We start from the raw sequence: 20,206 nt of genomic DNA, 5'->3' as shown, positions 1-20,206 counted from the left end.
CCGGACAGGTGCTTGATTCGGGAATCAACCTTGTTAGGGTTGCAGGGTTACAGCATTGCCGCAGCGCGCCATCCGGGTCTCCCCGACCGCGCGGGCCCTCGCGAGGTCCACCGAACCGCCATGAGTCCCATCATCACAGGTCTCCTCCTCGCAGTCGGAGTCTCCGTCTTCGTCATGACCATGGCCGGACGCATTGGCGTCCTGCTGGCGATGAAGCCGGAGAACCGGCTCGACAACATTCCCCAGCGTGCCGCCGCGCTGCTCCGCTTCGGCCTGGGGCAGAAGCGCATGGTGGATCCGGAGGAGTTCACTCCGGGCCTCATGCACGTGCTCATCTTCGCGGCGTTCCTGGTGCTGGCGCTGCGCACCGTCATGCTGTTCGTGATGGGCTTCTCCGAGACGGCGCTGGTGCTGCTCACGGACCTGACGGACCCGTTCTGGGCGGCCCACCCGGCGCTGCTCTCCGTCTACAAGCTGTACCTGCTGGCCAAGGATCTGGTGGCGGTGGGCGCGCTGCTGGGCTGCGCCTACTTCGTCTACGCGCGCGCCCTCGTGAAGCCGGACCGCATGAGCCCGTCCTGGGAGGCCTACCTCATCCTCGGCTTCATCTCCGGCCTGATGATCACCGAGTTCCTCTTCGGTGGCAGCCACATGGTGCCGCGTGAGCAGTCGATGCCGCTGGCCACGAGCAACTTCGTGTGGTGGGAGCCGGCCACCAGCGTGGTGGGCATGGCGATGAGGCCGCTGGGCTACACCGCGGCGCACGTGCTGGGCGTGGCGGGCTTCTGGATCCACCTCTCCATCGTGCTGGCGTTCCTCAACTTCCTGCCGTGGGGCAAGCACTTCCACGTGATCACGGGCCTGCCCAACGTCTTCTTCCTGCGCCTGGGCCAGGGTCAGCGCAACACGCAGAGCGCGAAGCTGCCCACGCCCAACCTGGAGAAGGAGGAGTTCGGCACCGCGACGGTGAAGGACCTCACGTGGAAGCAGGGCATGGACCTGTACTCGTGCACCGAGTGCGGCCGCTGCCAGACGCACTGCCCCACGTACATCACCGGCAAGCCGCTCACGCACAAGGGCGTGAACCAGGACCTGAAGCACTGGATCTGGGACCACCAGATGTGGGTGGAGGAGGGCCGGGGTCCCTCGGGCACCACGGAGCCGCTGCCGGAGATCATCGGCAGCGCGCTGAAGGCGGAGACGGTGTGGGCGTGCACGAGCTGCGGCTGGTGCGAGACGGCCTGCCCGGTGTTCATCGAGAACGTGCCGCGCCTCATCGACATGCGCCGCTACCAGGTGCAGGTGAAGGCGGACTTCCCGCCGGAAATCCAGCGCGTGTTCGAGGGCATCGAGCGCCAGGGCAACCCCTGGGGCCTGGGCCAGGACCGGCGCGACGAGTGGGCGGAGGACCTGGCGCTGCCCACGTGGGGTGATGGCGGCGGCCCGTACGAGTACCTCTTCTTCGTGGGCTGCGCGGGCAGCTACGACGACAAGCAGAAGAAGGTGAGCCGGGCGCTGGTGAAGATTCTGCGCGAGGCCGGCGTGAGCTTCGCGACGCTGTCCAAGCAGGAGATGTGCAACGGCGACACGGCGCGCCGCCTGGGCAACGAGTACCTGTACCAGACGATGGCGAAGACGAACGTCGAGACGTGGAACTCGATGGGCGTGAAGGCGGTCATCACCCAGTGCCCGCACTGCTTCAACACCATCAAGAACGAGTACCCGGAGTTCGGCGGCGAGTACCGCGTCATCAACCACACGCAGCTCATCAATGACCTGCTGAAGGAGAAGCGCATCAAGCTCTCCGCGGTGATGAACGAGAAGCTGACGTACCACGACCCGTGCTACCTGGGCCGGCACAACGGGGTGTACGACGCGCCGCGCGAGGTGCTGAAGGCGATTCCGGGGCTCGAGGTGGTGGAGATGCAGCGCAGCAAGCGCGAGGGCTTCTGCTGCGGCGCGGGTGGCGGGCGGATGTGGATGGAGGAGCACATCGGCACGCGCATCAACCACAACCGGCTCAACGAGGCGGCGCTGACGCTCAAGCACGCGGAGGATCCGAACACGCCGTACCCGTCGGCCACGGACAAGCAGAAGCCGGGGCAGGTGGGCGACTACAAGGAGCCGGGGGGCAAGGGCATCGTGGCGGTGGCGTGCCCGTTCTGCTCGACGATGCTCAAGGACGCGGTGAACGACACGGGCCGCGAGGAGCTCATCAAGGTGAAGGACATCACGGAGCTGGTGGCGGACGCCCTGGAGGTGAAGACGGGCACCGGCACGGTGGCGCCGAGCGTCGCGGTGAGCGCCAAGCCCGAGTAGTCGTCATCCCCGGACAGCACCCCTCTCCCCCTGGGAGAGGGACGGGGTGAGGGTACGTGCCACCCCGTGCCGCACCAAGAGAAAGGCCCGGAGACCCCAAGAGAGGGTCCCCGGGCCTTCGTGCATCAGGACGCGAGGTGACTACTGTCCGCCGTAGGAGGGCTCCATGGCCTTCGGGACGACGAGCACGAGGTTGCCCGAGCCGCGCACGGACGAGGCGCTGACGCGGTAGATGTTGTCGCTGCCGCCATCATCGGAGAGGAAGCCGAGCTCGGCGTTGCCGCGCCAGCTGGGATAGGTGTCCGTCACCCCGAGCTTCCCGGTCACCTGGGTGATGTCGAAGATCTGCTGCTGGCCGTCGATGGTGCCCACGAAGATGCGCGAGCCGCTGCTGGTGCGGGCATCGAAGGCGACCCTCGACCCATCCGGGGACACCGCGACGCGCGAGAGGATGACCTGCGCCCCATCGGCGCCCTGGACGTTGGCGACCACATTGGTCAGACCGTTCGCCAGGTTCACATGGAGCAGGTACTCGAACTCGCTCCGGGAGTAGCTGCTCCCCGCCGCGATGAGGCCCAACCCGTCCGACGTGAAGGAGGTCGGGCCGAAGAAGTAGTTGGAGCTGTTGGGGATGAGCTGGAAGCCGCTGCCGTCCGCGTTGACCCGGGCCAGCTGCGTGACGGAGCCCCTGTCCAGGGTGAAGACGATCGTCTGACCATTCGGGCTGAAGGTGGGGTGACGGAAGTTGGTGCAACCTCCCGTGCAGGCGGTGCTCGTGCTGGAAAACACCGTGGAGGGCTGACCCTGGCCGGTGGTGGGCACCACCTGCAGCTCGTGGACGGAGCCCGTCCTGTGGATGAAGGCCACGGACCGGCCGTTGCGCGACACCGTGGGGCTGTAGGCCCCGCCCTGGGTGGTCAGCTGCAGGGGGGTGTTCGGGTCCCCGCTGTCGTCCACGGCGAAGACGTTACGCGTGCTGGCGCTGTCGCCACGCACGAAGACGAAGCCGCGACTGAAGGCGCCGCCCGCCCCGCCACCACCACCGAGATCCACATCAATGGGCTCACATGCGGCCAGCCCCGCGGCCGCCACCAGCCCGACAATCCGCAACAACGCCTTCATACGCTCGTGCTCCTGTGTTTCCGGCCCGCATGGAGACGTCCATGCGCGCGCGGCATTCAAGCACGAGAAGGGAGAGGGCGCGCGCCCGGGCCGGCGCGGCTAGCGGTTCAGCTTGTTGAGCTCGTTGCGGCAGTTGTTGCAGAGCGACATCTGCTTGCGATCACAATCCTGCTGCACCTGGGCGAAGAACATCACGCACCGGGCGTCCTCGCAGAAGGACAGCCCCAGCAGGTGCCCCGCCAGGTGGACGGCTTCCACCTGGAGCCGGCGCCGGAGCTGCTCGGCGTCGGCGCCCTGGCGCAGCCGGGCCAGGCTCAGCACCGCGCTCCGGGACTCCCGGTCCGCCTCACCCAGGATGAAGGGCGAGTCCGGCACGAAGAGGTCCACGTCCGTGACGCCCAGGACGAAGGAGTGCCCCGGCTCCAGCACCGTCGCCAGCCGGCGCATGATGGCGTTGCAGTGGTACTGGCCCCGGTCCTTGTTGAAGGCGTAGGTGGGCGTCGGGAGGACCGTCTTGCTCACGACGGAGCGCACGCCGAGCTGCAGTAAAATGGGGTCCTCCAATTCCCGGAGGACCACTGGTGGTGGGCCACCCACGGAAACCAGCAGGAGAACCTTCTGCGGCTGCGGCATCGACCCACCGTCCTTGGGCATCAGGGAGAGAAGGGTGGCTGGGGCGCAAGGATTCGAACCTTGATAATCAGATTCAAAGTCTGACGTCCTGCCATTAGACGACGCCCCAGCAAGATCGCACGGATACAGCCCGTTGGGGGATTCTATGCCATCCGGTGGGACTCGGAAACATTTCCCTTCATCGGTTGACTGGAGGACAGCGGAGGGAGCTGGCGGGTAGGGGCTCACCCCCCCTGCCCTTCACGTCGGATGGGGGTCCGCGGGCGCCAGGGCCCAGGGCGAGCCGGCCTGCAGGGAGGCAGGGGAGCTGGGGCTCGGTGAGGTCGGCAGCTCGAGGATGAAGGTGGCGCCCTCGCCAGGTAGGCCCTGGGCCTGGATGCTGCCCCCGTGGGCCTCGACGATCTGCCGGGTGAGGAAGAGGCCCAGCCCGAGGCCGCCATACTCCCGGGAGGACACCGCCCTCTCGAAGCGGCCGAAGATGCGCTCCAGGGCCTCGGGCTTCATCCCGATGCCGTGGTCCGTCACCACGAGGCGGGCCCGGCTCCCCCGTGTCTCCACCCGGAGCTCGATGGGCTGGCCGGCGCCGAACTTCAGGGCGTTGCCCAACAGGTTGGTGAGGACCTGCTCCAACCGGGTCCGGTCCCACAGGCCGGTGACGTGGGCCTGGGCGGAGACGGAGACCTCGCAGCCGGCGCGCTCCAGTTCCCCGGAGAGGTGCTCCACCACGTCGTGCACCAGCTCGCCCAGGTCCACCGGCTCGCGCTCCAGCCGCAGCTGGCCGGTGTTGATGCGCCCCACGTCCAGGAGGCTCTCCACCAGCCGGCCCAGGCGCGAGACCTGGCGGGCCAACGACTGGTGGCGCGCGAGGAGCGGCTCGGAGGCGGGGACCTGCTGCAGCAGACGCGGGAGGCTCCGCATCTGCAACTGGAGCGCGGTGAGCGGGGTGCGCAGCTCGTGGGCGGCGACGGCGATGAACTCGTCACGGGCATGGATGGCCGCCTGGAACTGCTCGAAGAGGTGGGCGTTCGCCAGCGCGAGCGCGCAGTGGTGGGCCAGGTCCTCGGCGAAGGACACCAGGCGGGGACGGAGCGGGTGGGTGTGCCCGGCCTGGAGCAGGGCCAGGCTCCCCAGCAGGCGTCCCCGATGCTGGATGCGCACCAGCACCGAGGCGCCCTCCGGGCCCAGATGGCGCCGCGACGGTTCGGTCAGCCCGCGGAGCCCCACGAGCAGGCCCGCCTCCTCTTCCGGGGTCATCCCCTCCCGCGCCGCCGGGACGAACCTCCCGTCCTCGTCCGCCAGCCACAGCGCGAAACCGGAGACCACTTCCGGTACGACGAGCCGGGCCACGCGCGGCAGGGTATCCCTCGGGTCCATCGACTCGGCGAGCACCGCGCCGGCCTCCGCCAGCACCCGCTGGGACTGCTCCACCCGTTGGCGCTCACAGGCCATCGCCGCCAGCACCAGCGTGGACAGGCTCGCCACGGCCAGGAAGACCTGCACCGCGAGCACGCGCTCATGGACACTGCCGGGCAGCGCCCCGAAGGGCCCTCGGCCCGAGGTGGTGTGCCAGACGGCGAACGCCGCCAGCACCAGCGTGGCGGTGGCCGCGCCCCGAGGACCCGACCGCAGTGCCGCCCAGAGGAGGATGGGCAGGCAGAGATAGGGCAGGGAGAGGAGGAGTCCCTCGGGCGCGAGCACGCCGAAGGTGACGTGCGCCACGAGCGCCAGCAGCAACATCGACCCCGCCAGCTCCAGCGTCTCCCATGACCGCCGGGACCCGGGCCGTTCCGCCCCCCACGAGAGCACCAGCGGTGCCACCAGGATCGCCCCGAGCCCATCGGCGAGGTACCAGTCCAGGAAGCCTCGCCAGAAGCTCCAGGCATCCAGCGCCGGTTCGAAGAGCGCGACCACTCCGACCCCCAGCGTGGCACTGGGCAGGGGCCCGAGCAGTCCTCCGGCGATGACCAGTGCCACCACATCCCGGGGCCGGGAGAGGGTCACCGGCATGTCCAGCCAACGCCGCATCAACTCCGCCCCGAGCACCGCGCTCAGGAGGTTGCCCAGCGCCCAGACGACGTTCAGGTCCAAGTCCTGATCATGGAAGAGCAGGATCGCGAGGTCCGCGAGGAAGATGGAGGCCAGGTACACGGGCCAGCGGCGCCTGGGCGCACGCAGGAGGACGGCGAGCGCCAGACCCCCCGGGAGCCAGATCGCCGAGCTCTCCAGGTAACGGAAGAGGAAGACGCCGCTGAGCATCTTCAGCCCGAAGTAGGACCCGAAGAGCAGGACGGCCCGCCCCAGCAGCCCCCCAGACAACCCGCGCGGCCTGCCTTGTCCCATGGAAGCCCTCAAGTGCCCTCGGCAATTAGAGATATGCTCACTCCGAGGAAATCCAACGCATGAAGCCCGGCATCTACCTGGAGCACAAACCAGTAGGGGCGACGAGCTTTTCCCTCGTGCGGTCCCTGATGGGCGAGGTGGAAGCCGCGGGCTTCACACGCAAGCAGCTTCCCGTGTGCCACGGCGGCACGCTCGATCCCTTCGCCGAGGGCCTGTTGCTGCTGCTGGCCGGTCCCGCCACGCACCTCATGGAGCTGCTGCACGCGGTGCCCAAGACGTACGAGGCCGAGGTCGTCTGGGGCGTGGAGACGGACAACGGAGACCCGCTCGGCCAGGTCACCCGCGAGGGCGATGCCTCGGCCCTGACACCCGAGGCGCTGGACGCGGCGCTCGCTCCCCTTCTCGGATGGACGGAGCAGGTGCCCCCCGCCACCAGCGCGAAGAAGGTGGGCGGAGAACCCGCCTACAAGAAGGCCCATCGCGGCGAGGCCGTGGAGTTGCCGCCGTCGCGCGTCTACCTGCACGAGGCCCGCTGGCTCTCCCATGAGCTGCCCCATCGCAGCCGTCTGCGCATCACCTGCCGGGGCGGCTATTACGTGCGCGCGCTCGCGCGGGACCTGGGGCGGGCACTCGGATGCGGGGCCCACCTGGCCCGGTTGCACCGCACCGCCATCGGCCCGTGGAAGGATCCCGGCCCGGGAGGGCGTGTCTGGCTGCACGGCTCCGAGTTGCTGCCCTGGTGCCCTTCACGCGCCATCGCGGGCGACGAGGTGAACGACCTCAAGCACGGACGCACCGTCCCCCTCGGAGAGCTACGGCCCCCGGAGTGGCGCCTGCCCGAGGACTTCCCGGACCCCGAGGCGCCCGTGCGAGCCCTTCAGCGCGGCCGGCTGGTGGCCCTGCTGCGTGAACAGGACGGACGCCTGAGCACCGTCATGCACCTCTGGTCCGGACTGTAGGCCCGTGAGTGTCCCCTCTCCCTCCGGGAGAGGGCCAGGGTGAGGGTATTTCCCGACCTGTGTTGCGAGCCAGGGAGAAACACGCGGGGAACACATCCCCTCACCCCCCGCCCTCTCCCAGGGGGAGAGGGAGCAACGCCTCGGCTTCTCGCAGCAGTCCGGCGCAGCCCAGGCGGGTGAAGCCCTCCACCGCCCGCCGCAGCGACGTCTCTCGCTCCGCACTCCCCGGTGCGGCCGCGCGCGCCAGCTCGAACCAGGCCAGCGCCTCTTCGTAGGGCATGCCCATCTCCCGCGCCAGCCGCGCGCTGCGCTTCCATGCCCTCCGCGCCCGCCACGTGTGGCCCGCGAGCCAATGCATCCGCCCGGTGCAACGCAGCGCCACCGCTCGCGCCAGGGGAAAGCGCGTCGCGAACGACGACAGCCTCGCGCACGCCCGCCGGGCCTCCTCGGCCACGGGTGGAGGTGGCTGGCCGGGCACCCGCTCCCGCTCCCACAACGCCAGGTACACCCGCGCCGCCCCCTCGTAGCCGTGGCTCTCGGTGTACAGCATGGGCGGGAAGCGCCGCGCCAACGCCATCACCTTGTCGGCCTCGTCCCGCGCCTGCTCCCACTCCTCTCGTTGCAGGTGCGCCATCCCCAGCAGCCCGCCCACGATGATGTGCGAGAGCGGATCATGCTTGCCCTTCAGCAGCTCGCTCGACTCGCGCAGCAATGGCATCGCCTCGTCCAGCCGGCCGAGCACCAGGAGGCTGCGTGCCATGGTGTACGCGCTCCACACCTCGTGCTGGAAGTGGCCCCGCTTGCGCGCCGACTCGCGCACCTCGGCGAAGCGCGCCAGCGCCGCCTCGAAGCGGCCCGTGTAGTAGTCCACGTGGCCCAGCAGCACCTCGCTCAGCTCGAGCTCCCCCTTGTCCCCGAGCCGCAACAGCACCCGCTGCGCCTCGCTCGCCTTGTCCGCGGCCGCGGCCCAGCGCGCGAAGCTCGAGTGGAACATCGACTCGACGATGAGCCCGAAGGACGTGGCGCTCGGATCCTCGACCCGCAGGCCCTCGCCCCTGGCGCGGCGGAAGTAGGCACGCGCCAGGCGATCCAGGCGGACCAGGCCGGCGATGGAGCCGAGCTGCCCATACAACCGCAGCACCTGCGCGTCACGGTCCGCGCGCTCGGCCAGGTTCGCCGCCAGCAGCGCGGTGGCCATCATCCGCAGGGAGTCGTAGCGCCAGTAGTAGCACTCGGCCAGCCGCACCGCCGCGAGCGCCGAGGCGCCCAGCAACTCCCGCGTCTGACGCTCCCTCTCCCTCACCCAGCGCCAGGGCACCACCAGGTGCAGCACCTGCCGCAGCGTCTGCTTCAGGAGGAAGCGCCTCCAGCCGCCCTCCGTCTCCGGCAACGGACGGCCCAGCTCCTCCATCGCCCTCACAGAGTGCGAGATGCAGGCGTCGAACTCGGACAGCCCGTGCATGGCCTCGGCCAGGAGCCGCTCCCAGCGCGCGCGCCGGGCCGCGTCCACGCGCACGCCCGTGTCGTGCCCGCGCCGCACATCCAGCTCCAACGCCCGGCGCAGGTAGCCGGAGGCCTCCACGTTCGCGCCCGCCTTCAGTGCGTGGGTCCCCGCCTTCTCCAGGTACTCGAAGGTCCACACGTCGTCCTGGGCCTGCTCCCAATGGTGCGCCAGCACGGGGTAGAGGGCCGGCGGCACCCCGTCCCAGACGTCCTTCGCCTCCAGGGCCATGGCCGCCGCGCGGTGCAGGGGACCGCGCCGATCCGGGAGGATGCCGTCGTAGGCGATCTCCCGCAGCTTGTCGTGAACGAAGCGCAGCCGCCCTCCGCCCGCGTCCTCCAGCACGTGCCGCGCGCGCAGCTCCTCCAGGGCCTCCAGCTCCTGGAGGTCTTCCAACCCGGCGGCCGACGCCAGCACGTCCGCGTCCAGCTCGCGGCCCAGCACCGCCGCCATCTCCAGCAGGCCCCTCGCCTGCGGCCCCAATCCCTCCAACCGGCGGCCGACCAGGTCGTGCAGCGCCCCGGGGAGCGGCAATGCCTCGTGCAGCCGCTCCAGCGCGTCACCGCCCTCGGCCACCTGCCACGTGCCGAAGAGATCGCGGAAGAGCAGCCGCTCGTCCATGGCCGTGCGCAGGTACTCCGCCACGAAGAAGGGATTGCCCGCCGAGCGCGTGGTGAGGAAGCGCACGAAGGAGGCCGGCGGTGACGACATCGCCAGCATGTCCTCCACCATCCGCGTCACCATCGGCTCGTCGAGCTGCCCCAGGGTCCGGTGCGTCACTCCCGGGGAGGCGAGCAACAGCCGCAGCGTCGCGTCCAGCTCCTCGGTGCGGTAGGTGCCCACCACCCACACCTGCGACTCGCGCAGGAACCCGGCCTGCAGGAAGTCCAGCACGCCCAGGGACAACTCATCGGCCCACTGCAGGTCATCCATGACCAGCAGCAGTGGATCCTTCGCGCTGAAGGCGGCGAGCGTCTCCGCCATGCAGCGCATGATGCGCTCGCGCGCGGCCTGGGGCGGGAGCCGGGGAGGCTCGGGCCACGCCTCCTGTCCGGGCAGGTCCGCCAGCGCGGGCTCGTAGAGGGCCAGCACCCGGCCGCGCTCGCCCAGCAGATGCTCCGTCTCCGCCAGCCCGAGGTACCGGCATTGATCCGCGACGGCCTGCAGGAACGGCTTGAAGGCATGCAGCGGCTCGCCGTGCATCTGCTCGCCCGAGCCACCTCCGGAGAGCGGAAGACACCCACCGGTGACGACCTGGAAGGCATGCCGGCTGGCGGACACCGCGCACTCCATCACCACGCGCGTCTTGCCCGCGCCACTCTCGCCCCCGATGAGCAGGCACCCGCCCCTGCCCTCCCGGGCCTCCTCCAACCGCTTCTCCATCTCCGCGAGGAGCTGCTCGCGCCCCACGAACTCCGGCCGGTAGAGGTACGGCCTCGGTGGCCGCGAGGGCGCCCGGGGCAGGTCCTCCGCCCCGAGCCCGGCGAGCGCGACCCCCACGTCCGCGGCGTAGCCGATGCGCTCACGGGGCACCTTCGCCAGCATGCGCTGCACGAGCGCATCCAGTTCCGGTGGCGCGCCACGCACCCACCGCGAGAGCGCGAAGGGCTTTTCCCGCAGGTGCCTCCGCAACACCTCCCACCCCGAGCCGGGAAAGGGCGGCTGCCCCACCACCATCTCGTGGAGGATGCAGCCCAGCGAGTAGAGGTCCGCCCTCGCGTCCACCAGCCCGTTCTTGATCTGCTCGGGGGCCATGTAGACGTAGGAGCCCTCCATGCTGCCGGAGACATCGAGCGACTCGCGGCCGACGCCACCTCCCGCCATGGACGCCAGGCCGAAGTCCACCAGCACCGGCGTTCCGTCCGGGCGGATGACGACGTTCTCCGGCTTGAGATCCCTATGGACGATGCCCTCGCCATGGAGGAAGGCCAGCGAGGAGCACAGGCGCCGCACCAGGGTGAGCACCTCGCCCAGCCGCGCCATGGCGGCCTCCCGCCGCTGCTCCTCCGGAGGCGGTCCGATCGGGCCGAACGACACCCCCGAGGTGGTACCACTCGGGGGCTCGGGCGTGGAGACGACCTGGGTGAGGATCTCCGGCGAGGAGCGCACATCCCTCTTCCAAAGCTCGTCGATGTAGCGCCGGAGGGTCATCCCCTCGATGAACTCCATGGCGTACCAGGGCAGCCCCTCGTGCACGCCCTCGGCGAGCACGCGCACCACGCCCGGATGCTGGAGGCGCCGCAGCGCATGGATTTCCCGGCGGATGCCTCGCAACATGGCCGCCTCGGGAACCCGGACCGTCTTGAGGGCGACCAACTCCCCCGTCTCCTCATGACGGGCGCGGTACACCACTCCCATTCCCCCGGAGCTCAGCTTCCCCAGGAGGCGGTAGGGGCCGATCCTTCCCTGCTCCGCTTCGCGAAGCTCCGCGGCTGACATGGTGCCCACAAGACTCGCACGGTTCGCCACGCACCTCCAGCCAGTGACCTCCCGAGTGGGTTGCCCGCCTGTCCGCCTGCCCCGACGCGGGGAGAAGCGGGCCAACTTCTCGAGTGGGCTCCTCCTACCCGACGTGACACTTCCGTGACCTTCAACACGAACGTCACACGATGTTCCCGTTTCGTCACCCCGTGACACGTTCGTGAGGACGCCGCGATGAAGGCGTGACGCGCGGATCCGCGAACTGTTACCGGAGCAGAACAAAACCGCCATGTGGCATCGCTATACGGCAGGTCGTCATGTTCGAGACCTACGACAGCGCCACCGACGTGCAGACGGCCCGCCGGTTCGCGCTCTCCACCGTGGCTTCCATCGGAGTGTGCGCCCTGCTCGGGCTCGGCGCGGTGGTGGTGGGCAATCAGGTGAAGGAAGTCATCAAGGAGAAGCGGGTGGACGTGGTGTTCCGTCCGCCGCCTCCGCCTCCCGCGCCCGTGGTCGAGGTCAAGCCTCCGCCTCCGCCGCCGCCCCCACCGCCCAAGCCCAAGGCGAAGCCGCCGCCTCCCGCGCCCACTGTCGCCGCGCCCGCGGCCATGGTGGCGCCCAAGGAGATTCCGGTGGAGAAGCCGCCCGAGGCGGATGAGGCGAACGCCGTGGCCGCCGCCCCCATCGCCGTGGGAGGCACCGGCCAGCTCGTGGCGGGCGCCATCGTCACGGGCATCAACAGCCCCGGCGTGGCCGGAGGCACCCGTCGCGCCCCGCCCATCAACCTCCCCGAGGCCGCCACGCCTCCCCGGGAGCTGGAGTCCAACCTCGCCCCCGAGTTCCCCTCCGAGATGCGCTCGAAGGGACAGGAGGGCATGGTCATCCTCAAGATCGTCGTCGAGGTGGACGGCCGCGTCACCAACATCAAGGTCATGCGCGGCGAGGAGCCCTTCGTCGGCGCCGCCATCGCCGCGGTGAAGACGTGGCGCTACGAGCCCGCGCTCGTCGGCGGCCAGCCCACCGCCGTCTTCCGCATCGTCAAGATTCCCTTCCGCCTGAAGTAGGCGAACCGCAGTCGCAGTCCCTTCACCGGAGCCCCCCGATGAATTTCAATCTGATCGAGATCTACCAGCACATGGGCTTCTTCGCCCGGTGCATCGCCTACACGCTCATCCTCTTCGCGCTGGCGTCGCTCATCGTCTTCTTCGAGCGGCTCATCTTCTTCTTCCGCACGAAGTCGGCGGACCGGAAGTTCGCCTCGCGCGCCGGCAAGCTGCTGGAGTCGCAGCAGCACGAGCAGTTCGTCACCGAGGCGGCCACGGCCAAGGCGAGCAGCCTGGCGAAGCTGCTGGGCGGTGGCGTGAAGACGTACCTGGTCAAGAAGGCGGCGCCGCAGGGCAAGCTGGGCGCGGTGGAGCTCACCCGGCGCGACATGGACCGCCTCTACGAGCGCGTCACCGCGGACGTGCGCCGCGGCATGAGCGTGCTGGCCTCGGTGGGCTCGGTGGCCCCGTTCGTCGGTCTGCTCGGCACGGTGGTGGGCATCATCGAGTCCTTCGCCGGTATCGCGAAGACGGGCTCGGGCGGTCTGGGCGCGGTGTCCGGCGGTATCTCCGAGGCGCTCGTCGTCACGGCGCTCGGCCTGCTGGTGGCCATCCCCGCGGTGCTCATGTTCAACCTGCTCTCCACCCGCGCGGACGCGCTGCTCCTGTCCCTGGACCTGGCCCGCAAGGAGTTCATGGACCACCTGGAGGACGTGCACGGCGCGAGCGCTTCATTATCGGTGCGCGGCGAGGGCGCGGTGGCCCTCGACGTGGAGCGCGCCGCGCGCAAGGAGGGTGTCGATGTCCGCCCGGCGTAGTGGCGGGCTCACGCCCGAGATGAACGTGACGCCGCTGGTGGACGTGGTGCTCGTCCTCCTCATCATCTTCATGGTCGTCACGCCCCAGCTCGAGGCCGGTGCCGCGGTGGAGCTGCCCGCGGTGCTCAACCCGGACAAGGGCGAGGACAACTCCCTCACCCCCACCACGGTGAGCCTCACCGCGCAGGGGGCCCTCTTCCTGGACCGCAAGGAGCTGCCGCGCGAGCAGCTCGTCGAGCGGCTCCGGGCCATCCACGAGAAGGATCCCGAGTCGCGCGTGGTGCTCAAGGCCGACCGCGCCGTGCGCTACGCCGAGGTGCGCGGTGTCTTCAAGACGCTGCAGGACATCGGCTTCCCGGGCATCTCGCTGCAGGTCGTCGACCTGAAGAAGAACTAGGAGCGCACGGCCATGGCCTTCGATCTCGGTGGTGGCAAGGGCGGCATCCGCCCGGCGATGAACGTGACCCCCCTGGTGGACGTGGTGCTGGTGCTCCTCATCATCTTCATGGTCGTCACCCCGCTGATGACCAAGCAGATGTGGATGGACGTGCCCGGCAAGGCGGACGACCAGACCGAGGTGGCTCCGCCTCCTCCCGGCGCGCTCCCGCCCGTGGTGCTCACCGTCACGAAGACGGGCGCGGTGCAGATCAACCGCGAGGACGTGCCGCGAGACCAGCTCGTGGCCCGGCTGAAGCGGATGCTCAACGCGCGCCCGGACAAGATCGTCTTCTTCGACGCGGAAAACGACGTGCCGTACGGCAGCGCGATGGATGTCATGGACCTGGCACGCGGCGGAAACATCACCGTGGCGGTGGTTCCCGATGCCGTCGCGGAACCCGCGGCTCCGTGACCTGAAGTCCGCTTCTCGGTTTCCAATATTTCACATTCCATCCATTCAGTTGCCACGGGCGTCGCGTTCTGTACGCGCGCCCGTCGGTGAGGAGTCCCGTGTTGTCTCTCCGTCTCCATTCCATTCGCGCCGCGATGGCGGCGCTCGCACTGCTGGCCGCGCCCGTGATGGCGCAGACGCCCGCTCCCGAGGGGACCGCTCCCACCACGAGCCCCTCCGTTACCGCTCCCGCGGATCCGGTCACCACGCCCGTCGAGCCGGTCACCCCCGAGCCCGCGGCTCCGGCTCCTGCCGACGCGGTCGACGCTCCTCCTGTGGCTCAGGACGCTCCCGTGGCTCAGGATGCTCCCGTGGCTCAGGATGCTCCCGTGGCCGAGCCGGGTGCCACCGCCGGAGAAGACACGCTCCCCGAAGGACAGGGAGAGGACGAGATGATGGCCGATTCGGCCACTCCGCCCCCGGGCTTCACCGGCGTCTATGGCCAGGTCACCGACGCGCAGACGAAGGAGACCCTCATCGAGGCCACGGTGAAGGTCGTCACCGGCGCGCAGAAGAGCGTCCTCACGGACATCGACGGCAACTACCAGCTGGCGCTGCCCCCCGGGAAGTATGACCTGCGCGTCTTCTATGACGTCTACGAGGGCCGCCGCATCACCGGCGTCGTCGTGGAGGAGGGCAAGGCCACGAAGCTGGACGTGCAGCTGAGCGCCGACGCGGGCGCCGTGCAGGAGGTCGTCGTCGAGGCCCGCGCGGACCGCCGCGCCGAGGGCGCGCTGCTCCAGGAGCGCAAGAAGGCCGCCACCGTGTCCGACGCCATCAGCTCCCAGGAGATCGCCCGCACCCCGGACTCGAGCGCCTCGGACGCGGTGAAGCGCGTGGTGAGCGCCACGGTGGTGGATGGCCGCTTCGTGCTGCTGCGCGGCCTGGGTGGACGCTACGCGGTGACGCTGCTCAACGGCGCGCTGCTGCCCAGCCCCGAGCCGGATGAGCCCTCGGTGCCGTTGGACCTGTTCCCCACCAGCCTGCTGGCCAACCTCAACGTGGTGAAGAGCTACACCCCCGACCTGCCCGGCACCTTCGGCGGTGGCACGCTCCTCATCGAGACCAACACCTACCCGAGCAAGTTCGAGCTCAAGCCGCGCATCTCCCTGTCCGGCGACAGCATCGCCACCTTCCAGCAGCGCAACGCGCAGCCGGGCAGCCTCCTGGAGTCCCTGAGCTTCCCGGACCCCGAGCGCCAGCTGCCGGCGAACCTGCCCCGCGACGAGCGCATGGGCAGCTCGGTGGACACCTGGAAGAGCTTCTCCAATGTCTGGTCCGCGCGTCAGACCCGGTCGCTGCCCAACCTGGGCCTGGGCGTGTCCATGGGTGACACGCTGCGCTTCGGCAACCGCCGCCTGGGCTACCTGGCCACCGTCAACTATGGGCGCAAGGAGAGCGCGCGCGTGGCCGAGTTCGCCCGCGCCACCCGTCCGGAGGAGGAGCTCGAGGCGCGCGACGCCGCCACCACCCTCCAGGGCAGCGAGTCCACCAGCCTCAGCGCCCTGGCCAGCGTGGGCTACCAGTTCGACCGCGACAACGAGCTCACCCTCTTCAGCCTCTACACACGCGGCACGGACAGCGCCGGCATCACCTCGCGCGGCGTGAACAACGAGCGCTCGGAGCTCTTCGAGAGCACCCGCCTGCAGTTCGTCTCCCGCTTCCTCTCCTTCAACCAGGTGCGCGGCTTCCACCGCCTCAACACGCTGAGCGACGCCGAGATCGACTGGCAGGCCAACTTCAGCCGCGTGGAGCGCGATGAGCCGGACACGCGAGACACCCTCTACAGCGACGACCTGAGCGATCCCTCCGGCAAGTTCTCCTTCCCCAGCCAGCCCAACAGCGGCGAGCGCTTCTTCGCCGAGCTGGGCGAGAGCTCCACCGGCGGCAGCGCCAGCCTCACCCTCCCCTTCTCCGACGTGCGCCTGAAGGCGGGCGGCCTGGCGCAGATGTCCTTCCGCGACTTCTCCGCCCGCCGCTTCCGCTACCAGCTCACCGGCGACCCGGTGGACGCGTCCCTGCCTCCCGAGCAGCTCTTCGCCTCCGACAACCTGGGCTCCGGCATCCGCCTGCGCGAGACCACCCGCGGCGATGACGCCTATGACGCCTACCTCGGCATCTTCGCCGGCTTCGTCACGGCGGACTACAAGCCCGTGGAGCCGCTGCGCCTGGTGGGCGGCGTACGCGTGGAGCACTCCCTCCAGCAGCTCACCGCCCACACCCCGTTCGACACCACCCCCACCGCGAGCAACGACGCGAAGTACCTGGACGTGCTGCCGGCCCTCAACGCCATCTACGCGCTCAGCCCCGAGGTGAACCTGCGCGCCGGCTACAGCTACACCCTGGCCCGGCCCACCTTCCGCGAGCTCGCCCCGTTCATCTTCTTCGACTTCGTGCGCCGCCGGAACGTGTCCGGTAATCCGAACCTGCTCGAGACGCGCATCCACAACATCGATGCCCGCGCGGAGTGGTTCGTGGGGGAGAACGAGGTGCTCGCCGCCAGCGCCTTCTACAAGCAGTTCCAGGACCCCATCGAGCGCATCATCCTCAACCCCCAGTCCGGTGACGTCGGCTTCGACAACGCGGACGGAGCGCGCAGCTACGGCGTGGAGCTGGAGGCGCGCGCGTCGCTCGCCCGCATCTCCCCGGCCCTCTCCAACTTCCGCGCCGCCGCCAACCTCACCCTCATCCAGTCCAACATCGTCCTCACGGACCCGGAGAAGCTGGGCGCGCAGACCAACAGCAACCGGCCCATGCAGGGCCAGTCGCCCTACGTCATCAACCTCAACCTCGGCTACGACCGCCAGGAGAGCGGCACCGAGGTCGCCCTGCTCTACAACGTCTACGGCCCGCGCATCAGCGAGGTCGGCGTGCAGAAGCTGCCCGACACCTACGAGAAGCCCTTCCACCGCGTGGACCTGGCCATCAGCCAGAAGCTGGGCAGCGGCATGCAGCTCAAGCTCACCGGCTCCAACCTCCTCAACTCCGCCGTCGTGCTGGATCAAGGCGGCATCACCGTCCTGAAGTACCGCCCGGGCGTCGCCTTCTCCGCGTCGCTGGGCTGGACCCTCTAACACCCGCAGTCACAAGGAAGCATTCACATGAAGAGGTTCGCTCTTGGTCTGACGCTCGGAATGGCCCTGCTCGCTGGCTGCGGCACGAAGGTGGAGCCGGTGCCGCCGGATACCAGCGACGACATCACCACCAACATCACCCAGGACACCACCTGGACCGCCGACAAGGTCTACACGCTCAAGGGCTACATCTTCGTGGAGAGCGGCACGCTCACCATCGAGCCGGGCACGAAGATCCTCGGCGGGGAGAACAGCGCGCTCATCATCACCCGCAACGCGAAGCTGAACGCGGTGGGCACGGCGGAGAAGCCCATTGTCTTCACCAGCGCTCAGGCCGAGGGCGAGCGCGCCGCGGGTGACTGGGGCGGCGTGGTGCTGCTGGGCAAGGCGAAGATCAACGTCTCCGGCGGCCAGAACACCGTCGAGGGCTTCTTCGCCACCAGCGGCGACGATCGCACGAAGTACGGCGGTGAGGACGACACCCACGACTGCGGCAAGCTGAAGTACGCCCGCATCGAGTTCGCCGGCTTCGAGCTGGCCGAGGACAACGAGCTCAACGGCCTGACCGTGGGCGCGTGCGGCACGAAGACGGAGATCGACTACGTCCAGGTGCACATGGGCGCCGACGACGGCGTGGAGATGTTCGGCGGCACCGCCAACCTGAAGCACATCCTCATCAGCCAGCCGGACGACGACGGCCTGGACTATGACCTGGGCTACAGCGGCAACGTGCAGTTCCTCATCGTTCAGCAGAACGACAAGGTGGGCAACCGCGCCATCGAGGCCAGCGGCAACAAGTCCAGCAACACGGCCACCCCGCGCTCCGTGCCGGAGATCTGGAACGCCTCGTTCCTCGGCTCCAACCGTCCGGCGGCCGCCACGGGCACCAAGCAGGAGGGCCTGGTGTTCAACACCGGCGCCGGCATCAAGCTGAACAACGCCGTCGTGGCCTACTTCGCCGACAGGGCGGTGGACGTGGACGGCGCGGCCTCGGCGCAGCTCTCCGAGACCGGCGGCCTGTCCTTCAAGAACGTCATCTTCTGGGACAACAAGGACGACACCACGTCCATCGGCTACTCGGCCAACCCGGTGAAGGACTCCAGCGGCGCCACCATCAACGAGGACGCCACCCGGCTGAGCGATGGCTCCATCTACAAGGAGCCGGAGCAGATCCTCGCCGCGGCCAACAACAACCAGGTGGTGGACCCGAAGCTGGACGCCGCGCTGAACGTGAAGACGCCGAACTTCAAGCCGGCGGCCGAGTCCCCGGCGCTCATCGCCAGCAGCGCCGCCACGCCTCCGGCGAACGGCTTCTTCGACACCAGCGCGAAGTTCATCGGCGCGGTGGGCAGCCAGGACTGGACGGCCGACTGGACGGCGTACCCGGAGAACTGAGCTTCAGCTGAGCAGTCGTCGGTACGCCGCTCCCGGAAGCTGCCTCCCGGGGGCGGTCCATCGCCCGGAGGGACGTTCTTCTTACGGAGGGGGCTCCGGGAGAAGCCGTGCCTCCGGGCGGTGTCTTTTCGGGGACGGGCGCGGGGGATGTCTCACGCCGCCGCGGGACGGGCGGCCACGGGCGCCTCGACCGGCTCGGTGGCGGCGGCGAGAGCCTCGGGCGAGCTGCCATCGGCGAACAGCGGCGCGCTCGGGCGGGACTTCGGCGGACGGCCCCGACGGCGCGGCGCGGACTCCTCGTTCTGCGCGGCCTCGGCGGCCACGCCCCCCTCCGGACGCACGCCCTTGCGCGCCGCCCTCGGCAGGCTGATGGCCTCCAGCTTCGTGCTCAGCGCCTCGTCCTCCTCGGCGAAGACGCGCGCGTACGACAGCGCCCGCTGGCCCTTCTGCAGCAGCGCCTCCTGGCTCTCACCCAGCGCCTGGCGCGCCGCCTCCAGCGCCGCCTGCGCCTTCGCCACCGCCTCGGCCTGCGCCCTCACCCGGCTCGCCGCTTCCTCCAACACCTCCGCGTCCACGTCCGGGAACTTCACCTCGGACAACTCCGTGGAGAACACCTCGAGCAGCGCCCGCATCGCGGGCGAGATGGGATCATTTTCCGTCGCGTCGAACATGGGCAGGGACTCCCCTCCAGCGTGCAGCGTGGGGCCCCCATGTGCACAGATGTTCAGTGCCATTTCAAGGGGGTCCGCCCCGAGGCCGATTTATCGGCCCCGCGCCGCGTTCCCTCCCCTTCCCGCCAGCGACGCGGGGCGGGGATGACTCCCCACATGTGGGCGGGGGACCCTACATTTGAGGTCTCATGGGGGTGGCGGCGTGGCGGTAGAATCGGGGGCCATGAGCCCCGAGATCCTCGAGTTGTTGGCGGACGCGTCGCAGTACGTCGCGGTGTGCTTCATTGGCGCCTTCATCGGGATTGGAGAGCTCATCTCCCGGTACAAGGACGATCCCTTCCGGGCCATCGCCAACCAGCACGCCTTCACCTATACGCTGATCAACGTGCTCGCGGCGTCCATGGCGCTGCTGGCGATCAGGACGATGCCCTGGAGCATCGGCATCACCCAGAACATCGTGGGGCTGGCGCCCACGGAGAACGACGGAGGCGTGGCGGCGCAGCGGATCGGCCAGACGCTGCTCGCCGGCTTCGGCGCCATGGGCATCCTCCGCTCCGCGGCCTTCACGGTGCGCGTGGGAGATCAGGACGTCGGCATCGGGCCCAGCGCGCTGCTGCAGGTCATCCTCTCCGCCACGGACAGGGCGGTGGACCGGGCGCGCGCCAAGGTGCGCGCCGAGCTGGTGGCGAAGACGATGCAGACCGTCTCCTTCACTCAAATCCACGAGGCCCTGCCGGTGCTCGCCTTCTCGATGATGCAGAACCTGAGCGCCAGCGAGAAGGAGGACTTCGCGCGGGAGCTCTCGCAGATCCGCCAGTCCACCATCGATGACAAGGCGAAGAGCATCTGCCTGGGGCTGACGCTCAGCAACCTCGTGGGCCAGGGCGTGCTGGACGCCGCGGTGGAGGCGCTGCGCAACACCCTCGCCGTGGGGGGAGACCCCGAGAAGCTCGATCAGGCCCCGGCCCCGCCCGCGGCGCGCCAGGAGACGGGGACGCCTCCCAGCGTGTCGAAGTAGGAC

14 protein-coding genes and 1 tRNA gene are annotated in these 20,206 nt (G+C 69.5%); 9 read left to right on the top strand and 6 right to left on the bottom strand.

Features of this window, described 5'->3' with window-relative positions; translation table 11 throughout:
* The first annotated feature begins 120 nt into the window (after nucleotides 1–120).
* Nucleotides 121–2,319: a (Fe-S)-binding protein gene (locus tag JQX13_RS17370; protein ID WP_203410109.1), complete on the top strand. Its 2,199-nt coding sequence runs from the start codon at nucleotides 121–123 to the stop codon at nucleotides 2,317–2,319.
* 141 nt (nucleotides 2,320–2,460) lie between these two features.
* Here JQX13_RS17370 and JQX13_RS17365 read toward each other — a convergent pair whose 3' ends face one another.
* From JQX13_RS17365 to JQX13_RS17350, 4 genes are all read right to left on the bottom strand, one after another.
* On the bottom strand, nucleotides 2,461–3,441 hold the full coding sequence (locus JQX13_RS17365) for an LpqB family beta-propeller domain-containing protein (protein ID WP_203410108.1): 981 nt from the start codon (nucleotides 3,439–3,441) through the stop codon (nucleotides 2,461–2,463).
* A 99-nt stretch (nucleotides 3,442–3,540) separates the two neighbouring features.
* A complete protein-coding gene (locus tag JQX13_RS17360) occupies nucleotides 3,541–4,074 on the bottom strand; it encodes a non-proteolytic archaemetzincin-like protein (protein ID WP_203410107.1) in 534 nt (177 codons plus the stop codon).
* 35 nt (nucleotides 4,075–4,109) lie between these two features.
* A tRNA-Gln gene (locus tag JQX13_RS17355) sits at nucleotides 4,110–4,183 on the bottom strand.
* Nucleotides 4,184–4,314: 131 nt separating this feature from the next.
* Nucleotides 4,315–6,414, bottom strand: a complete 2,100-nt coding sequence (locus tag JQX13_RS17350) for a sensor histidine kinase (RefSeq protein ID WP_203410106.1) — start codon at nucleotides 6,412–6,414, stop codon at nucleotides 4,315–4,317.
* 59 nt (nucleotides 6,415–6,473) lie between these two features.
* Here JQX13_RS17350 and truB point away from each other — a divergent pair, with 59 nt between their 5' ends.
* Nucleotides 6,474–7,373, top strand: a complete 900-nt coding sequence (gene truB, locus JQX13_RS17345; protein ID WP_203410105.1) for a tRNA pseudouridine(55) synthase TruB — start codon at nucleotides 6,474–6,476, stop codon at nucleotides 7,371–7,373.
* A gap of 100 nt (nucleotides 7,374–7,473) precedes the next feature.
* Here truB and JQX13_RS17340 read toward each other — a convergent pair whose 3' ends face one another.
* A complete protein-coding gene (locus JQX13_RS17340; RefSeq protein ID WP_203410104.1) occupies nucleotides 7,474–11,313 on the bottom strand; it encodes a serine/threonine-protein kinase PknK in 3,840 nt (1,279 codons plus the stop codon).
* A gap of 299 nt (nucleotides 11,314–11,612) precedes the next feature.
* Here JQX13_RS17340 and JQX13_RS17335 point away from each other — a divergent pair, with 299 nt between their 5' ends.
* From JQX13_RS17335 to JQX13_RS17310, 6 genes are all read left to right on the top strand, one after another.
* The gene (locus JQX13_RS17335; RefSeq protein WP_203410103.1) at nucleotides 11,613–12,359 is read left to right on the top strand and encodes an energy transducer TonB; all 747 of its coding nucleotides are present in this window, start codon (nucleotides 11,613–11,615) and stop codon (nucleotides 12,357–12,359) included.
* 38 nt (nucleotides 12,360–12,397) lie between these two features.
* Nucleotides 12,398–13,156, top strand: coding sequence for a MotA/TolQ/ExbB proton channel family protein (locus JQX13_RS17330; protein ID WP_203410102.1), 759 nt, complete (start codon nucleotides 12,398–12,400; stop codon nucleotides 13,154–13,156).
* Nucleotides 13,140–13,553, top strand: coding sequence for an ExbD/TolR family protein (locus JQX13_RS17325; RefSeq protein ID WP_203410101.1), 414 nt, complete (start codon nucleotides 13,140–13,142; stop codon nucleotides 13,551–13,553). The genes JQX13_RS17330 and JQX13_RS17325 overlap by 17 nt, the downstream gene beginning before the upstream one ends.
* 12 nt (nucleotides 13,554–13,565) lie before the next feature.
* Nucleotides 13,566–14,006 carry an ExbD/TolR family protein gene (locus JQX13_RS17320; RefSeq protein WP_203410100.1) on the top strand — a complete coding sequence of 147 codons (441 nt, stop codon included), beginning with the start codon at nucleotides 13,566–13,568 and terminating at the stop codon, nucleotides 14,004–14,006.
* 134 nt (nucleotides 14,007–14,140) lie between these two features.
* Nucleotides 14,141–17,119, top strand: coding sequence for a TonB-dependent receptor (locus tag JQX13_RS17315; protein ID WP_203412062.1), 2,979 nt, complete (start codon nucleotides 14,141–14,143; stop codon nucleotides 17,117–17,119).
* Between the two features lie 27 nt (nucleotides 17,120–17,146).
* Complete coding sequence (locus tag JQX13_RS17310) at nucleotides 17,147–18,514, top strand: hypothetical protein (RefSeq protein WP_203410099.1); 1,368 nt, start codon at nucleotides 17,147–17,149, stop codon at nucleotides 18,512–18,514.
* 152 nt (nucleotides 18,515–18,666) lie between these two features.
* On the opposite strand, the gene JQX13_RS17305 is transcribed toward JQX13_RS17310, so the two are convergent.
* Complete coding sequence (locus JQX13_RS17305) at nucleotides 18,667–19,185, bottom strand: hypothetical protein (protein ID WP_203410098.1); 519 nt, start codon at nucleotides 19,183–19,185, stop codon at nucleotides 18,667–18,669.
* A gap of 223 nt (nucleotides 19,186–19,408) precedes the next feature.
* Here JQX13_RS17305 and JQX13_RS17300 point away from each other — a divergent pair, with 223 nt between their 5' ends.
* A complete protein-coding gene (locus JQX13_RS17300) occupies nucleotides 19,409–20,203 on the top strand; it encodes a hypothetical protein (RefSeq protein ID WP_203410097.1) in 795 nt (264 codons plus the stop codon).
* Nucleotides 20,204–20,206: the final 3 nt, after the last annotated feature.

Origin of the sequence: Archangium violaceum (genome assembly GCF_016859125.1) — a bacterium.
GTDB classification, from domain to species: domain Bacteria; phylum Myxococcota; class Myxococcia; order Myxococcales; family Myxococcaceae; genus Archangium; species Archangium violaceum_A.
This window is presented reverse-complemented; position numbering and strand designations above follow the sequence as displayed.

Excerpts from the sequence above, each read along its gene's own strand:
- truB (WP_203410105.1), top strand. The coding sequence starts at position 6,474 with ATGAAGCCCGGCATCTACCTGGAGCACAAACCAGTAGGGGCGACGAGC.
- JQX13_RS17365 (WP_203410108.1), bottom strand. The coding sequence starts at position 3,441 with ATGAAGGCGTTGTTGCGGATTGTCGGGCTGGTGGCGGCCGCGGGGCTG.
- JQX13_RS17300 (WP_203410097.1), top strand. The coding sequence starts at position 19,409 with ATGAGCCCCGAGATCCTCGAGTTGTTGGCGGACGCGTCGCAGTACGTC.
- JQX13_RS17350 (WP_203410106.1), bottom strand. The coding sequence starts at position 6,414 with ATGGGACAAGGCAGGCCGCGCGGGTTGTCTGGGGGGCTGCTGGGGCGG.
- JQX13_RS17370 (WP_203410109.1), top strand. The coding sequence starts at position 121 with ATGAGTCCCATCATCACAGGTCTCCTCCTCGCAGTCGGAGTCTCCGTC.
- JQX13_RS17325 (WP_203410101.1), top strand. The coding sequence starts at position 13,140 with ATGTCCGCCCGGCGTAGTGGCGGGCTCACGCCCGAGATGAACGTGACG.
- JQX13_RS17330 (WP_203410102.1), top strand. The coding sequence starts at position 12,398 with ATGAATTTCAATCTGATCGAGATCTACCAGCACATGGGCTTCTTCGCC.
- JQX13_RS17315 (WP_203412062.1), top strand. The coding sequence starts at position 14,141 with ATGGCGGCGCTCGCACTGCTGGCCGCGCCCGTGATGGCGCAGACGCCC.
- JQX13_RS17335 (WP_203410103.1), top strand. The coding sequence starts at position 11,613 with ATGTTCGAGACCTACGACAGCGCCACCGACGTGCAGACGGCCCGCCGG.
- JQX13_RS17340 (WP_203410104.1), bottom strand. The coding sequence starts at position 11,313 with ATGTCAGCCGCGGAGCTTCGCGAAGCGGAGCAGGGAAGGATCGGCCCC.
- JQX13_RS17305 (WP_203410098.1), bottom strand. The coding sequence starts at position 19,185 with ATGTTCGACGCGACGGAAAATGATCCCATCTCGCCCGCGATGCGGGCG.
- JQX13_RS17320 (WP_203410100.1), top strand. The coding sequence starts at position 13,566 with ATGGCCTTCGATCTCGGTGGTGGCAAGGGCGGCATCCGCCCGGCGATG.
- JQX13_RS17360 (WP_203410107.1), bottom strand. The coding sequence starts at position 4,074 with ATGCCGCAGCCGCAGAAGGTTCTCCTGCTGGTTTCCGTGGGTGGCCCA.
- JQX13_RS17310 (WP_203410099.1), top strand. The coding sequence starts at position 17,147 with ATGAAGAGGTTCGCTCTTGGTCTGACGCTCGGAATGGCCCTGCTCGCT.